This window comes from Streptococcus oralis SK610, assembly GCF_000257455.1.
Lineage (GTDB): Bacteria > Bacillota > Bacilli > Lactobacillales > Streptococcaceae > Streptococcus > Streptococcus oralis_CB.
Genome location: NZ_AJKQ01000020.1, coordinates 1 through 16,695, shown reverse-complemented (window position 1 = coordinate 16,695; position 16,695 = coordinate 1). Strand labels below are relative to the sequence as shown.

The 16,695-nt window shown below is 39.4% G+C and carries 14 protein-coding genes and 1 pseudogene; all 15 read left to right on the top strand.

Annotated features, from left to right (window positions below; all coding sequences use genetic code 11):
- Positions 1–77 precede the first annotated feature (77 nt).
- The 15 genes and pseudogenes from HMPREF1115_RS08085 to HMPREF1115_RS08015 all read left to right on the top strand — a co-directional run bounded on the left by HMPREF1115_RS08085 (position 78) and on the right by HMPREF1115_RS08015 (position 16,574).
- A complete protein-coding gene (locus HMPREF1115_RS08085; protein ID WP_000747474.1) occupies positions 78–482 on the top strand; it encodes a hypothetical protein in 405 nt (134 codons plus the stop codon).
- A complete protein-coding gene (locus HMPREF1115_RS08080; RefSeq protein ID WP_000185206.1) occupies positions 472–2,193 on the top strand; it encodes a cutinase family protein in 1,722 nt (573 codons plus the stop codon). The genes HMPREF1115_RS08085 and HMPREF1115_RS08080 overlap by 11 nt, the downstream gene beginning before the upstream one ends.
- Positions 2,174–2,488: pseudogene (locus tag HMPREF1115_RS12360) on the top strand (hypothetical protein). The gene HMPREF1115_RS08080 and the pseudogene HMPREF1115_RS12360 overlap by 20 nt, the downstream one beginning before the upstream one ends.
- 13 nt (positions 2,489–2,501) lie before the next feature.
- Complete coding sequence (locus HMPREF1115_RS08070; protein WP_000358232.1) at positions 2,502–2,810, top strand: hypothetical protein; 309 nt, start codon at positions 2,502–2,504, stop codon at positions 2,808–2,810.
- A gap of 231 nt (positions 2,811–3,041) precedes the next feature.
- Positions 3,042–3,326 (top strand): WXG100 family type VII secretion target, encoded by a 285-nt coding sequence (locus HMPREF1115_RS08065; protein ID WP_001173991.1) that lies wholly within the window; start codon positions 3,042–3,044, stop codon positions 3,324–3,326.
- Positions 3,327–3,397: 71 nt separating this feature from the next.
- Positions 3,398–6,427, top strand: a complete 3,030-nt coding sequence (gene esaA, locus HMPREF1115_RS08060) for a type VII secretion protein EsaA (RefSeq protein WP_025171004.1) — start codon at positions 3,398–3,400, stop codon at positions 6,425–6,427.
- Between the two features lie 11 nt (positions 6,428–6,438).
- The gene (essA, locus tag HMPREF1115_RS08055; protein ID WP_000720508.1) at positions 6,439–6,903 is read left to right on the top strand and encodes a type VII secretion protein EssA; all 465 of its coding nucleotides are present in this window, start codon (positions 6,439–6,441) and stop codon (positions 6,901–6,903) included.
- Positions 6,904–6,968: 65 nt separating this feature from the next.
- Positions 6,969–7,208 (top strand): EsaB/YukD family protein, encoded by a 240-nt coding sequence (locus tag HMPREF1115_RS08050; RefSeq protein ID WP_000434883.1) that lies wholly within the window; start codon positions 6,969–6,971, stop codon positions 7,206–7,208.
- Complete coding sequence (essB, locus tag HMPREF1115_RS08045; protein WP_000796944.1) at positions 7,209–8,480, top strand: type VII secretion protein EssB; 1,272 nt, start codon at positions 7,209–7,211, stop codon at positions 8,478–8,480.
- A gap of 21 nt (positions 8,481–8,501) precedes the next feature.
- A complete protein-coding gene (gene essC / locus HMPREF1115_RS08040; protein ID WP_000744022.1) occupies positions 8,502–12,923 on the top strand; it encodes a type VII secretion protein EssC in 4,422 nt (1,473 codons plus the stop codon).
- A gap of 81 nt (positions 12,924–13,004) precedes the next feature.
- On the top strand, positions 13,005–13,358 hold the full coding sequence (locus HMPREF1115_RS08035) for a TIGR04197 family type VII secretion effector (protein WP_000531867.1): 354 nt from the start codon (positions 13,005–13,007) through the stop codon (positions 13,356–13,358).
- A 2-nt stretch (positions 13,359–13,360) separates the two neighbouring features.
- On the top strand, positions 13,361–13,723 hold the full coding sequence (locus tag HMPREF1115_RS08030) for a hypothetical protein (protein WP_000415472.1): 363 nt from the start codon (positions 13,361–13,363) through the stop codon (positions 13,721–13,723).
- Positions 13,713–15,218 (top strand): T7SS effector LXG polymorphic toxin, encoded by a 1,506-nt coding sequence (locus HMPREF1115_RS08025; protein WP_000511728.1) that lies wholly within the window; start codon positions 13,713–13,715, stop codon positions 15,216–15,218. The genes HMPREF1115_RS08030 and HMPREF1115_RS08025 overlap by 11 nt, the downstream gene beginning before the upstream one ends.
- Positions 15,212–15,868, top strand: coding sequence for a DUF443 domain-containing protein (locus tag HMPREF1115_RS08020; protein ID WP_000236071.1), 657 nt, complete (start codon positions 15,212–15,214; stop codon positions 15,866–15,868). Before HMPREF1115_RS08025 ends, HMPREF1115_RS08020 begins: the two co-directional genes overlap by 7 nt.
- A gap of 49 nt (positions 15,869–15,917) precedes the next feature.
- Complete coding sequence (locus HMPREF1115_RS08015; protein ID WP_000405076.1) at positions 15,918–16,574, top strand: DUF443 domain-containing protein; 657 nt, start codon at positions 15,918–15,920, stop codon at positions 16,572–16,574.
- The last annotated feature ends 121 nt before the right edge of the window (positions 16,575–16,695 follow it).

Genomic DNA, 16,695 nt, shown 5'->3' with positions numbered 1-16,695 from the left:
TAGAATACTTGCTAAAAGTATTTTTTTTTACATTCATGATATAATATACATAGATTCCACTATTTAGGAGGAAAGAGATGAAAAAACGTACTTTGGTTTGGCTGATTTTAGCCCTTGTAGTATTCGGAGGAGGAGCATGGATGGCGCAGAAAACAAATCTATTTGGAGGAGTATTTCTTAGTCCGCGAGCCAAGCAGTTGGCTTATTTAAAGGAGCATGAAGAGGAGATTAAGGATTTTGTAAAATCTCAAAATGCAAAGATAGAATCTGTTCAGATTGATTGGGATGAAACAATGTGGGAAAAAGTTGGAAATGGAACTCCACAAGGTGGAGGGGAAGTTGTGAGTATATTTGGTGAATTTAATAATATAGAAGAGTCAGATTGGAGTGTCATGTTTGAAATTGAAAATGAAAAAGTAATTTTTGATTCTATGATATTAAGCGGTCCGTTACGTGTAGGAGGAAGAGGTATTGACGAATAGTAATTTAAAAGATTTTGATAATTTCTATGCGAATTTAGCTCAGTCAGCCTATACTGGTAGACCAATAAAATTTCCTTATGAATCTCAGAGAGAAAAAAATAGGGCTTTGTTAAATTCAGGTCAATCACTCTATTTCGATTTCTCTCAAGATACTAAGATTTATAACAAGGATAAAAAAGAATGGGAAATCACTCCCGGAGGTAAGAACCTTCCTCATAATGGTAAGGTTTACCTGCAGCCAGATCCTGATTTACATACTGTGGAAGACACGATAAAACTCCAAGTTGGTGATCCTGGAGGAGGGGTTCACCAAGAAGAGTATCCTATCAAACGCTATCAAAAAGGACTCTTAACGGATGAGAGAGCTGGTTTTAATGCCTACTACTTAACGGATACGCCAACCTTGACTAATGATACCAAGAAAACCTATATGACTATCCGCGGAAGTGATGCTATCAGTATAGAGAATTTGAACGACTGGATTGACAACGATGCTCAGTTTGCGCTCAACCATATCCATACGCCGCAAGCCAAGTTAGCAACAGTAGGCATGAAAACGAAGATCGCTGAGATGCGCGAAAAGGCTCCAAATGCGACGATGGACATCACAGGTCACTCCTTAGGGACCATTGTCTCTGCGCAAGGGGTAGCTGGCCTCAGTGATCAAGAACTGGAGAAAATCGGCAAAGTCGTCCTCTTTGACGGCCCGGACACGACAAAGAGTTTAAAGAAAATGGGACTCAGTGACGAGAAAATCAAAAAGATTAGCGAAAAAATCGAGTACTATGTCAATCCTTTTGATGTCGTGGGGATGCTTAATCGTGAGCATACCATCACCAAATTACCTGGGGATTCCGATGAACCACTTAAGAAACCCGTCGGTAAAGTCAATGTCCTTGTCCCCCTTCATTATACCCAAATTACTGATCCGGAAAGCTCCCATGACTTTGGTGTTTTCCAATCGGATGGAAAGGGAAATTTATTGACTGCGTCTGAGGATTTTCACCCAGAATTGCTCAGGGCAGGTGAAAAGCTAGCTCGACTGATAGCAACAACGTTGGATTCCCTCCGGGCTTTAGGAGTCGATGAAAATGTAGCCTCAAATGTTTTAAATGCCATTATGAGGGGTGAGTTTAAAATAAAGGCAGCTATTGGTTATGCTGTTTACGAGAATTTTACAACTGAATATAGTAAAATTGTCGAAGAAGCTCGTCAGGAATCTATAAAGTGGGATCGAGAAGCTATTCCTCGTTACCAGGAACAACTGAGAAATGGCAATCTTACAGGAGAAAAGAGGATTTTGGTTCGAGCTCAGTTGCTTCAGACAGCAGCCCAGTTGGCAAATTTTGACATGGAAGATAAAGTTAAATATGTGAAAACCTTACTTTCAGATGCTAAGGAAGATATTCAAAATATTGTAAAGGAGACAAGGTCAACAGCATTTGACATGGTTGGATATTTGTCAAGCTCAGAAGTTACAAATCTACTTTCTGGTTTTGATACAACAAGCTTTTGGGATGAAGGCCTTGCAAGTGACACGAAGACTGCGGCAACATCCTTCCTGACACAAATCGAGCAACTGGGGGAAAGCTTGGTTAAAGCTAGTGGTTCCTTTGAGACCATAGATACAGATAGTGCTGAAGATTTTAACAATCTATTGGCGGATGTAAAACAAACATGGAGGGGAAAGAATGTTAGTCCTAACGGATGAGGATACTTTAATTACAAGAGAGCAACTTGACAGAGGCTTCAAAGAAAGAATGAAGGAACAAGAACGCCAAGCAGTCAGGGCCTTAGTAACTGCAAAAGAACTGTCAATCCTTGCTAAAGGAGTGGAGTTAGCTAAAAAGTTGCAAGAAGCAGCTTCAGATATGTAAGAGTACGCTTCTAAGACTTATGTAAACAATATTAAGGGTGGATTTGAGGGCAAGGCTGCTGATGCTGCTGAAACTTACTTGACTCAGACCATGCAAACCCCTACTTTACAAAGTCCAATCAAAAACTAGGAGAAAACTTGTGATGGATAAAAAGGAACTTCAGAAACTAGAGGATGAGCATAATCGTAAATTACGAGACTTAGAGCGTTTAGAGATGGATTTGGATGATGATTTCCACAAGTTTAGTAGGGAGACGGATCATCTCCTAGAGGCGCTTTCCTATGCATGCAGAGACAGTAGTTTTGCTGAAATTCAACCATATATCTTTGAGATAGAGAACAATTTGGATAACTATCATCAACTTTACAAGAGTCGTATAGAGAATGTGTTGGAAGCTCGTCATCAAGAGAATAAAAACTTTCATAGAAAGTTAGAAGAAAAGAACGTTTGACAAATATACCTTATAAAAGAAGGATGATATGAGTTTGTTATACTTTGTTATTATAAATAAAAAAAGAAGTAATTATACAAGAAAAGTAGATAATTTAATCTTTCTTACTAGTTTTTAGATGGAAATAGCTCTTATTTTTTTTATAAATAGAATAAAAAATGAATTTTAAACTTGCAATTGAGGCAAATTATTGATATAATGAGGGCATAAATTAATATAAAGGAGTTTCACATGGCTTTAATTCAATTAACAACAGAAGAATTGCGCACCTCTGCTCAAAAGTACACTCAAGGTTCTGAGGAAGTAAGACAAGTACTTCGTACATTGACTCAAGAGCAAAATACTATCCGAGACAACTGGAAAGGTGCTGCTTTTGAGAGCTTTGATCGCCAATTCACAGAATTGTCTCCAAAAATTGAGGAGTTTGCAACTTTGCTTGATGAAATCAATGCACAGTTGAACAAGGTTGCTGAAATTGTTGAACAAAACGACCAAGATCTTGCATCACAAATTTAATTTGTTATATAAGTGGCTTTAGGAGGGCGAGAGCCTTCCTATTTTTTATGACGGAGAAGATTTAAAGTAATATGAAGAAGAATAGAATTTTTAAATATATAGGAAGTAGTCTGTTGGCATTAGGGTTGCTTGCATTGATTATTTTTTTGAATCTATCTGTTCAAAAAAATACAACGATTAGCAATGAGAATAATGCAAAGGCTAATCAGCAGACAAAATTAAATGTAGCTATCGTAAATGAAGATAAGCCTGTCTACGTAGATACAAAAGAATACAATCTAGGTGCTAGTTATGTAAAAAATATCGAGCGTGATAATTCACAAAACTGGTCTGTTGTCCCTCGTGGAGCAGCTGATTCTGGGTTAGAAAGTGGGAAATACCAACTCGTTTTAACAATTCCTAGTGACTTTTCTGAAAAAATACTCGATATTAACAGCATCAATGTTGATAAGACAACCATCAATTATAAGGTGAATGCGCAAGGAAATTTGCAAGTAGAAAATGATGCAAATAAACTAGCGAAAGATATTGTTGCTGATTTGAATGGTCAGTTAGTGGACATGTATATGGCTAGTATTTTGAACAACCTTTATACAGCACAAAAGAATGTTCAAGCAAGCTCACAGATACAAGCGACCAATATCGGAAACTATCGTACGAATTTATATAATACAGCTATCAACTCTAAAAATCTTTTCCCAACTCTCTATACTATGTCAAGTTCATCAGTTGACGCCAACAGTGCTTTAAAGACAGGTTTGGAGGGCTACTCACAGATTTTTGGTCGTTTTGATGTTTCGCAGATTGCCTATGGTAAAAAGCTTGACACTCTGCTTCAGGATAGGGTCACTGAGAAGAAAAATCATGCGGATGTTATCACTGGGCTCATCTCTCAGAGTCGGGAAGACGTTCAGGAACAAATTAAAACTTATAAGGAATTAATTAAAGCTCAACGTATTCTGACTTCTAATATAGATGGAACACCAGCATCCACTGATGGAACGTCACCAGAAGTTGAGGCTTACTATAAAAAAGTAGCAGAAAGCATCAGCACAGAGATTGGTAGCTTACAGAAAAATCTAACAGATGAAAGAACCAAGTTTGAAAATCATAAAAATGATATTCATAACTTTATTGATGAGAAATTAGCCACTTACTATGGAACAAGTGAGAAGAGCAAAATCACTCTTGATCGATTTTTGGATAAAGCTGCAAACAAGGATTTAGAGAAGGTTGAGGAATCTCTAAAAGAGCAGCTGGCTTCTGCAATCTCAGAATTACCCAAAGAAGACTTTAGTGGAAAAGAATTTAGTGGTTTTGGTATGACACCAATCACAATTCCTTCTGTAAACTATACAGATTTAAAAACGATTAAAGAGCCAAGCGACGAGATTTCTTTGACGGACTTGAAGAATCTGGAAAATAAGGCAATTACTAGTACGAGTGCTGTTGGACGAACAGGAACAAAGGCTAAGGTATCATGGAAGGCTGGAACAGGAGTGACGGTTCATTCGGTCACTTATGATGGCACACCAGTTGAGTTTGGTCAAGAAATTGATTTGAAGACGGGTGGGACTTTCAAAGTAGCCTATAGTGTTGCAGAGGCAGCTCCGACTCCAACTACAAGTTCAACGGGGGCTTCAAGCCCAACTCCAAAAGCGGAGCCAAAGACTGTTGATATTTCCTTGAATGATGTTCAAGCAGTCAGTGCTCCGATAGATGTCTTAGCCGTTCAGCAAGCAGCAGTGACTTATGGACAAAAGGTTCAGAAAATAGCTTCTGACTACCAAAAGGTGGAAGCACTCAGACAAGCATACAATACTGTCAAAGAGTTACGAAATAGTGATGTAACAGATGCTTTATCAAATATTTGGCTTGAAGCTATTAGTTCAAACCTGAAGAAGTATGAAGACAGTCTGACTGCACCTGCTAGCGATACAGATACAGAGGGTACTAAAGAGAAAGTAGATAAAGCCTTGTCAAAACTGACTACTCTCAAGCCTGTTCTAGAAAAAAATGTGAAGGATGTTTTGACTACCAACCAAGAATTGAATACAAAAATCAATGAACAGTTAGAGTTGTACAAGAAGTTGGAAGAAAATCTAAAGGATTTGGTTGAGAAGCAAGGGAAAGGCAATGATGCTTTTGAAGAGACTAATAATCAATTGGCTACCCTAAATTCGGATTATGCAGCTCTCTTGTCAGAAACTACGGGTGTGAAGGAATCTTCTCAAAGTAATGTCAAAGCTGCAGAGTCTGTGAATGAGACTTTAGGTAATTTCAATCGTGAATTGTCAAACGCTCAAACAAGTACTGAAAAGTTGTCACAAGATGCTGACTCCTTGATGACGCAGTTTAACGAAGAATTAACTAACAATGGAAACTTTGTAGAATCCTTTGTGAAGGTTCTGAATAATGCCTATCAAAATGGGGTACCAAATGAAGTGTTGTTGAACTTCTTATCCAACCCTGTTACCCAAAATGCTACTTCAGTGAAAGCGACTGTCAATGTTTACCGTCCATTTACATGGATTTTACTATTGGAGATTGTTAGTCTCTTTACAGCCTATCTGTTTGCAACTCAAAACGTTATTCGCAAAGTCAAAGATAAGTTCAAACTTGATAAGTTACATGATACAGACTTGATGACGGTAACCATCCTATCTGCTTTAAGTATCGTTGTCGGATTGGTAGTTGGTGTTGTATCAAGTGTTCAGCTACAGGTTGGTCGTGAATATCAACCATCTTGGGTTCTATTAATTGTTTTAGCCGCATTTGTACTGATTCAAGGACAATATCTATTGCTTAAACATTTCCGAGTGATTGGTATGGGACTCTCCTTCTTTATGATGATTAGCTTTGTCTACCTATCAAATGCTATTGGGACAACAGCAAGTCTAACTGGTTTCCCAGCATTTATCAAAAATCTCAATGCGTTATCAATATTAGAAGGTTTGCTTTCAGGATACTTTGATGGACATCCAGCAGCAATTATCGCTTTTGTTGCAACGATTGTTGTCATAGCTGTTTTACTTGTTATAAATATTTTTATCAGAGAAAGTAGTTTGTGGTTTCAAGCAAGCCAAGCTGAGAAAGAATAGAAAATAGAAATATGAAGAAAATCATTCTTTTCCTTCTTACCTTAGTAACATGTGCAGCAGTCTCTGGGGCTGCTGCAGATGATTTGAAGGATAACAGTCTGCAGATTGATGATTCCCGACTTGAAAAGAAAGAGGGATTGAAATTTGGTCTACAGTCTGAACAAACCAAGGAGCTTTTTAATGAAGCGACTCAAAAGAGGTTGCAGGACATGCAACAGCATCAAGAGGAACAGTTGATCACAGAAAGGGGCCAACTGTTTTCTGCTATACAGAGACCAGTGAAAAAATCTTCTGAAGAACAGTTGTTTCAGCCCAATGCTCAAAAAACAATCAAGTTCCAAACAAATATAGGCCATGTAGAAAAAGGTGGTCTGAATGACTTTCTTCCAGAGATATTCTATGTGGTGTTGATTTTCTTGCTCTTTGGAGCAACGGCAGTAATGAGTTATCGTGTGATGGTAGAAGGGATGGACTAATTTTTTAACTAGTCTGTCTAAATAACTTAGAAAAGGATAAACCAGACATAGGAGGCGTGTAAAAGGTGGAGCAACATATCAATATTACCCTACGTTTGAGAGAAAGAGATGTGGATATTCGCATTCCACGGCGAATTGAAGTGCGCCGGCTGGTGCGAGAAGTGGATACGATTTTTAATCCAGGTATCAAGCGAAAAAAATATCAATTAAGAATTGTCAATAAAGGTTTGTTGATTGATGAAGGGAAACATCTGTCTGATTATCCTATGACGACAGGAGATTTAGTAGAAATTGAGGAGATATAGGTGGCTGAAGAAAAATTTGAATTTGGTGGACAGTCGTTTGTCTATGAAAAAAATGAAACAAACTGGGAATTAAAACTCAAACGTTCAGATGTTGCGAGTCAAGATTTACGGGAACTGTTACTATTGGATTTACATCATCCATTCTTTTTGGAGCAATCGATGGTGTCTGATGAGGATAGTGTCACCTTCTCCTATCAAGTCGAAGCTCATGGACTGACTTATGAGGAAATAAAGGAACGTACCATTTCGGAAAGAATCCGTTTGGCCCTAAACGTTTTTCGTCTAGAGGACGCTTTGGAGTTACCTGTGACTTTTCTTTTGCACCCAGTAAATCTCTTTATTACCAAGGATGCTCAGGCTAAGATTGCTTATCGTGGAATTCCTGGTCTGATGGTTCCTCAATCCATATCCTCAGAAGATTTTTTACGCCAGGCTAAATGTTTTACAGTAACACTATTTAGCGATTTGGATTTCATGGATCTTTATAATGGTTCCTTGGAATTAGAGACCTTGCCCGACTTCTTAAATGACCTATGTCAGGCAGATGATATAGAGGCTGCAGTAGCTGTTTTGGAGAAGTACTACACGGAGAAGGCTGCGAAAGAACGAGCAGATTTGGTCTTGGTTCCAAGTAGACGCCATCGTGTCTTTAAACTGGCAACGATTTGGTTAACAGCCAGCGTTGTCTTGTTGATCGTTCCACTTATCTATCTGATTTTTGTGCAAAATCCTTTCAAAGAAAAGATGTTGCAGGCAGATACTGCCTTTATTAAAGTGGATTATAGCGGTGTTATTACAGAATTAGAGAGAATTGATCCAGCTAGCTTGCCGAATACGCAAAAGTATGAGTTGGCTTACTCTTATATTCAGGGGTTGGAATTTTCTTCTGAACAAAAGAAAGTCATCTTGAATAACGTAACACTCAAGTCAGATGAGCTTTATTTGACTTACTGGATCCAGGTTGGGCGCAATCGCTTTGAAGAGGCTCTTGATATTGCGAAACGGATTAACGACAGTGACTTGATTCTCTACGCTTTGACTCAGGAAATCAAGCAGGTTCGAGAAGATGGCAACTTGTCAGGGAAAGACCGTGAAAGTAAGTTGAATACTTTGGAAAGCGAGTATAAGAAATACTGGGATAGTCGAAGTGAGCTACTAACGAGTGAATCAAGCTCCAATGCTTCTACAACTCCTAACCCTCAAGACAAGGCTTCTGAAAGCAAACCGTCATCTGAGAAGAAACCTGTTCCAAGTAGTTCCTCTAGCAATTAAAGTAGACCAAGGAGAGAAATTATGAAAAAACAAATCATTTTCTACAACCAAGGTATGCGTTATGAAGTAGAACTGGGTATAGATAAGACGGTCTTGATCGGGGCGACTGAAAAGGCCCATGTCTACCTTTCTCAACAGGAAATACCGATTCAGCTCAAGGTCGATGGTGGCGAGGTCTTTTATCAGTACGACGATGAAGCGGGACTTTTGAAAGATGGTCTGCGTTTGGGTGAGGTCGTCTTTTATCTCCGAGAAGGGGAGCCAAGGGTTTATGACCTTTTGGATTTATCAGAGTTTCAAATTGGCTCTCAAAGAGGTGCATTAATCACACTAGATGGAGATGTTGAACTCTTACTCCAAAAATCCCAAAATCAATGGACGTTAACTCGACTAAAGGGCGCATTCTATCGAAACAATCATCTGGAACAAATGGACCAGCAATTGATTGGTTTTGGAGATGAGTTGAGTCTAGGGGCGGTGACGATCAAGTTCTATCCAGATGAAGTATGGGTTCAGGGTCCTGCCCAAGTTGGGCCACAACTGACTCTGAGAGAACCATCTCGATATGGCTTTTATGATGATTATCCAGATTATCACCGTTCTCCACGGATCATCTATCGTGGTAGCGAGGATAAAATCTTGATTAATCCCCCAGGCCAGGAACCGGTTAAACCGAGCGATGAACTGTTAAAGCTGATCGTTCCTCCTCTAATGATGGTCGGAGTAACTGTCTTGATCACCTTGATTCAACCTCGAGGGATCTATATTCTTGCGACAGTGGGGATGTCCATAACCACAATGATTTTTTCTATCCGTGGTTTCATCAAAAATCGTAAAAAGTACAAGGCTGATAAGAAGGAACGGGTCGATCTCTATCGTCTTTACCTGAAGGATAAGGTCAAGGAGTTGACTCGTTTGGAACGAGAACAAAAAGAAGGGATGCACTATCATTTTCCGACGATTTTAGAGTTGACGGACTTGGTTGAGAGTTACAATCACCGGATCTACGAAAAGACTCCCTTGCATTTTGACTTTTTATACTATCGTTTGGGACTCGGGAAAATGCCGACTAGCTATGACCTAAAATACGGTCAACAGGAGCGTAGCGGTAAGAAGGATGCTCTGGAAGAAGAAGGTTATGCTCTCTATAGTCGTCACAAAAAGATCCCAGATATGCCGATTCCGGCAAATCTTAGCCATGGACCGGTGGGGTATATTGGACCTAGAAATCTCGTCCTAGAACAACTGCAACTTTTGGTGATGCAGCTAGCGACCTTCCATTCTTACCATGATGTGCAGTTTATTACGATCTTGCCTGAAGAGGAAAAAGAGCAATGGTCTTGGATGCGTTGGCTACCGCATGCCAAACTGCAAGAACTTAATGTTCGCGGTTTTGTCTATAATCAACGGACACGAGACCAGGTTCTTAATAGTTTGAACCAAATCTTGAAATTACGTCGTAGCCAAAAGGAAGAAGCATCCCACAAGGAGAGCACCCTCTTCCATCCTCATTACGTGGTTTTAGTGACCGATGAGAAGTTGATTTTAGATCATATCATCATGGAGTTCTTTACCGAAGATCCAACGGAATTAGGCTGTTCTCTCATCTTTGTAGAGGATGTCATGAGTTCCTTGTCTGAGAACATCCAGACAGTGATTAATATCAAGGACCGCAATACGGGCCAACTGGTCATGGAAGAAGGAGTCTTGAAAGAGACGGACTTCCGTTTGGATCATTTCCCAGCAGATTATGATAAGGAGCGGATCGCCCGTACTTTGGCACCGCTCAATCACCTCCAAAACCTGAAGAGTTCGATCCCAGATTCTGTGACCTTTATGGAAATGTATGGGGCGGAGACATTTGAGGACTTGCAGGTATCGAGCCGTTGGAAAAAGAACGCACCTTACAAGAGTTTGGCTGTGCCGATTGGTCTGCGTGGTCAGGATGACCTGGTTCAGCTCAATCTGCATGAAAAAGCCCATGGACCTCATGGATTGATCGCAGGGACGACTGGTTCAGGGAAGTCAGAAACCATCCAATCCTACATCCTGTCCCTCGCTGTCAACTTCCACCCACATGATGTGGCTTTCTTGCTGATCGACTATAAGGGTGGTGGGATGGCCAATCTCTTTAAAAATCTGCCCCACCTCTTGGGAACCATTACTAACTTAGATGGTGCCCAATCCATGCGGGCCTTGGCTTCGATCAATGCGGAGATCCATCGTCGTGAACGACTCTTTGGAGAGTTTGAAGTCAACCATATCAATCAGTATCAGAAGAAATTTAAAAACGGAGAAGCGACAGAACCGCTCCCTCATCTCTTCCTCATCTCGGATGAGTTCGCGGAGCTCAAGGTTAACCAGCCAGACTTTATCAAGGAGCTGGTATCCATCGCTCGGGTTGGGCGTTCCCTCGGGGTCCACTTGATCCTAGCTACTCAGAAACCATCTGGTGTGGTGGATGACCAGATCTGGTCTAACTCACGCTTCAAGATCGCCCTTAAGGTAGCGGACCGTTCGGACTCCAATGAAATGCTTCATACGCCGGACGCAGCCGAGATCACCCAGACAGGACGTGCCTATCTACAGGTTGGAAATAACGAAGTTTATGAACTCTTCCAGTCAGCCTGGTCAGGGGCGGATTATCAGCCGGACAAGGACGATATGGGGATCGAAGATCATACCATCTACCTAATCAATGAATTGGGCCAATATGAGATCTTGAATGAAGACTTGTCAGGCTTAGAAGATGTGGATGAGATCAAGGAAGTTCCGACAGAGTTGGATGCGATAGTGCACCATATCCAGCTCTTGTGTGAAGAACAAGAGATTCCTCCAGTACCACAGCCATGGTTGCCACCGCTCAAAGAGCGAATCACGCTAGACGAACTGGAAGAAGTGCAACCGACAGTAGCCTGGACACAAGAGAAACCACTCTCTGTCCTCTTGGGGATGGCGGATATCCCGCAGGCCCAGAAGCAAGAAGCTGTCTCTATCAATCTCTCCAAGGATGGTCATATCCTCCTCTACGGAAGTCCGGGTACAGGAAAGACCACCTTCCTTCAGACAGCTGGTATGGACTTGGCTCGCAAATTCAGTCCAAAGGCCCTTACCATGTACTTGATGGACTTTGGTACCAATGGTTTGGCTCCATTGTCCAAGCTTCCACAGGTGGCGGATACCATGCTTTTGGACCAAACAGAGAAGATCTCTAAGTTTGTACGAATCATGGAGAGAGAACTTAACCGTCGTAAGAAACTCCTTGCGGACTATGGTGTTGGGACCTTGGAACTCTACCGTCAGGCCAGTGGTCAGGAAGAGCCGGCTATCGTCATCCTCTTAGATAGCTATGAGGCCTTCAAGGAAGAAGCCTATGAGGCGGAACTCTTCAAGCTCTTGGTGCGTATCTCCCGTGAAGGTCTCAGTATCGGGGTTCACCTCTTGATGACAGCCGGTCGTCAAACCAACCTTCGTGCTCAACTCTACTCGAACTTCAAGCACCAGTTGAGCCTGCCACAGAATGAGGCAGGTGAAGTGCGGGCTATCGTGGGCTCTACACCACTTGCCATGACCATGGAAGATATCAAGGGACGTGCCCTTATGAAGCGTGAAGAGGTGGATGTGATCCAGCTGGCACTCCCAGTTTATGGAGCCAATGACACCCAAGTCCTCAATAACCTGCGCCAAGCAGTCGCTTCCCTCCAAGAAGCCTGGACCGGACAGCGCCCAAGTGCCATCCCGATGGTGCCAGAGGAGTTGACGATGGAAGAATTTTTGAATTTGCCTGATGTACAAGAGGCTATTGAGAATGATCAGATTCCTATCGGTTTGGAACTAGAAATGGTTGGAAGTGTCAATATCTCTCTTAGCAAATTTAAACACATGGCTTATGTATCAAATGCAGAAGACGCTTTTGATAATATAACGCATCATTTATTAAAAACTATTCTTAGAATGCCTAACGTCCATATGATGTTGATTGATGCTTTCCAAGAATATGAAGCATATAGTGACCAGGTGAAAACCTATGTTGGAAGTAAAAAGGAACTATCGGACATAGGAAATCAGCTAATCTATGAAATAGAACGCCGTCTTGAAAAAGGCATATCATCTGAGTGGATCATTTTTATACCTAATATGAGAGCACTAGTATCCGAAAGCGATTTAAATGATCAACAGCTTCAATTTATGTTTGAGAATGGGTATCGAGTAGGGATGAGGTTTATTATTGGTACTGATTATACTTATATTGGGACAAGCATCGACCCAATTCCTAGATACCTCAAAACAAATGTCCAATGGGTCATCTTTGGTATGCGCCTAATGGATCAAACCTTCTTAGATAAAGGAATGTATAACAGAGATGTGGCTCCAGATCCCGATCAGATTTATTTACATTCTCGGAAAGAAGTCATCAAACTCAAAATTAGTAAGAATAAGTAAAACTATTTTTTGATACTTAAGATTCAACCTGGTCTTTTGACGATTTGATAGTAGAAAGGATAATTGAAAAGGTTATTGAACATGGGACAAGTAAAAAGTGAAAAAGGCAAGGCAAGTACTATTGCAACTGGAATTGTATCAGCAAGCAATAGCATTACAACTGCCGGTACAGTTACTAGAGATAAGACAAGCTATTATACCGCTAATACGGTAGGAAGAAGATTGATCATAAATGAGGACTCTATTGCTAAAAATATTCAATCGAAAATAAGTGAATTCGTAAAACTAATTCATAGTGTCGCAAATGAATTTGAAGTAGTAGATGAGAATATAAGTACAATGTGGCAGAATACTCCAAATAATGGGACAACCAGTCTACCTTCTCCATACTCAAATCCGTCATTTGTTCCTCAAAATAATTTATTTAAGGAGTGAGGATGGAGAAAAGAAAATTAGAAGATATTCAATGTAGTGTTCAACAGATTCAAACAAATTTATCCAAGCTAGAAGAAGAAAGAAATCAGTTTCTTTCCGTTGCGACGGAGATTACAGATCTTTGCCAATCGAACTTCATCCCATATAGAGAATTAGGATATTATCCGTTATCAGTGAAAGATGAGATGGATCGCCTTGAAAATATAGAAAAGTTAAAAAGGAATGAACAGCTACTTGATGATTTTATCACCGAGAGGAAAGAAGAATTAAAAAAAGCAATGAGTAAACTAGAGGGCGAAAAAGAGGAACTTCTTTTCCAACAACGCCGTCTTGAATCGCAAAAGGAGGGGAAAAATGGGTATTAAAGTAGACATAGGATCAGCAGACTCGCAGGGTAGCACAGCGAATACGGTATTAAGTAGCCGTGCGAATTATTATGACGCTGTCATTACTGCCTTTAATAAATTGACTTCAGAGGAAGAATTGAAAGGGAAAGCCTATGATAGTGCTAAGTCCTATGCGGAAAATATAATGGTTCCTCTAGTGAGAGGAGTTATCCTCTTTTCAGAGAGCCTGGGAGGAAAAGCGAGTGAACTACCGACTCTTTACCATTCACAAGTCGGTGAAGAAAGTCTAGATGAGGAGACACTTCAAAAGCAAATTGAAGCAGAAAATACAACTATTTCAACTCAAGAAGCTATTTTGAACAGTTTATCTGATTTGAAGAATATCGATTCTACTTATAAAAGTAATGTTCAAGAAATTATCTCAAATGCAACGAGTAAGCGAGATGAGTTACAAAAGAAATTAGATAAATTGCAGTCGTTTGCGAGCTCGACTAGTGGGCAGTTTTCGGATTCAGAAAGTTTACAGAGCTTAGTTTTTCAAGGTTTCGAACAAGTCACAGGTGACTTTGGAAAGTTTGATGGAACTTTTAAAATAGAGGGACAAGCCCCTTGGGCTAATAATATTAATAATGAGTGGAAGAAGCGTTCTGAGGTAATTCAAAATTATCAAAATGTTGTAGATAAAGTTAAAAATGAAACCGAATTAGATGAGAATGATATAAAGGCAATTGCAGACTATGGAAAACGGTATCCTGGTAAAGAGTTACCAGAGAATGTTAAAGATGCTGTACGAAAATATGTCGAGAGTAAAGTTAATAAAAATGTTGACCTAAGCGGGCTAGGGGAGTTTCTTGAAACTGTCCGAGATACGTCTCTGGAAGAAATTGCTAAAGACACAATTTCTAAGTTAAGCTCAAAGAATCCTAAGCTATCAGAGTACTTTAAGTATTTTACTACTACTGATAAGTTTGGTAATATAAACATTACCTACTCTGCAGATAGTAAAGGCTATACGGATGCTTTATTCAAAGCAAATGCTGTGAATCTACTTAAGCAATTGACAACTTCAGAAATTAATATCCCTATACCAGGAACCAACTCTTCTGTTGGGATTTCAGCGATTAGTTCGGTATTTATAGGGATGGACTTTCTGAATAACCTGCAAAATGAGAATGCCGGACGTGCATTTGCACATACGGCAGTAACGACGACAGTTACAGCATTAGGAGTGGCTAGTTTAGAAGCTGGGGCGATTGCAGTGGCTACAGCAATTGGTACAGAGTCTGCCATGGCTTTTGCTGCATCTGTAGCACTTGGAACAACTCCTGTCGGGTGGACTATTGCAGCGGGTGTTGCTGTCGGTTATGTAGTTGGATATGCTTACAAAAACAACTTTTTAGGAATCAAAGATATGGCTAATGACATAGGAGATGGTCTTAATAAAGGAATCAAAGACGTTGGTAATGCTATCGATTCAGGTATTAAATCAATTCAGAAAGTGTTTGGGTGGTAATTTTGAAAATTAATTTTAGAGGATTAGATGTTGCTTATTTTGATGTGTTAGAGATGGGAGAGAAAAAGTACGTTCTTGATTCCAACTCTACAACACCAAAGAGTTATTATTGGGGACTTTCCCCTGAAACTCTTGAAGTTGATTTGATAGAACTTGATAGTCAGAATAAAAATTTTGATAAGAAAATTAAGATGGGACCCTCAGGAATGCGTATGGTATCTATTGGTTTTGGTCTTCTTTCGTATGAAGTAGTAACATCAATTTTTAGATATTATGATATTAGTCATAATCTATATTTAAAAGTATCTTTATTTCTCATATCTATTTTGGTAGCCTATATTGTCTATCAAGGTATTTTAATCAAATCAAGGAAGGAGATTTCAAGTCGTTTATCGCAGGAAAAGAAGAGGTTTAAAATAGTCTTTCAGAATAATAAGAAAAAAAGACAATTCCATGCCTATCTATTTCTCATTTTACATACAATTGCTTTCTCTATTTATATGGGACAAGATAATGGAACAGAAGCTGCAATTCTAGTGTTGAATGGTTTGTTGGCCTATCTATTTATTTGGATTGAATCTGGCGTTATTCCATTGACTTATGCTTATCAAAAGAAATACCTAGAATTTAAAGAACTGAAAAAGCTATAATGTAACTTATAACGAAATTCAGAAAGTGTTTGGGTGGTAGGAGTAAAAAATGGAGATAAATTTTAGAAATTCTAACATAGGTTGCTATCAAATAGTTGAAATAGATGGGCATTCTCAGAAATATATTATGGATACTAGCACTCTGACACCTAAGAGATACTGTTGGGGTTTATTACCCCCAAATATCACTGTTGATATGACGGAACTGGATAAGAAAAATGCTAGTTTTGAAACAAAATCAAAAACACTATTGGGAACTAGCACTATAGCTATAATGGTCCAACCGATTGTAAAAATTGGATACGATATGTTAAGAAATTTATTTGTAAATTATGAGATAAGTCAACAAATATTCTTAAAGATAGTTTTATATTTTATTTCTATGTTGATTTCTTATCTTATTATTTGGAATTCTCTGCGAAAAGCTCATAAAATTGCAGCTGAACGGTTGCCTAAGGAAAGTAAGAAAGTTAGATTGACACTTCGAACGACTAAAAGAAGAGAGTTAACAGGGTATATATTTCTTTTCCTAAACTTAGCATGTTTACTTTTCTTTTTAATGCTAAACAATGGTGAAGAGGGAGCAATTTTAGTAATTAATGGTATAATTTCATTAGCCTTATACTTGAGCGTTTGGACGATGCCCCCAATAGGCTTTTCTTATAGAAATAAGTTTTTGACATTTGAAAAAATTGAAGAATTGTAATAATGATAAAGCAGTCTCTATACTGAGCTTTCGATGGATTTGATAGTGGTTTACAAAAATATTGAATTACCGTCATTGTTTTTGGAGAAAAATTTTGGAATTAAAATTTAAAAATTCAAGC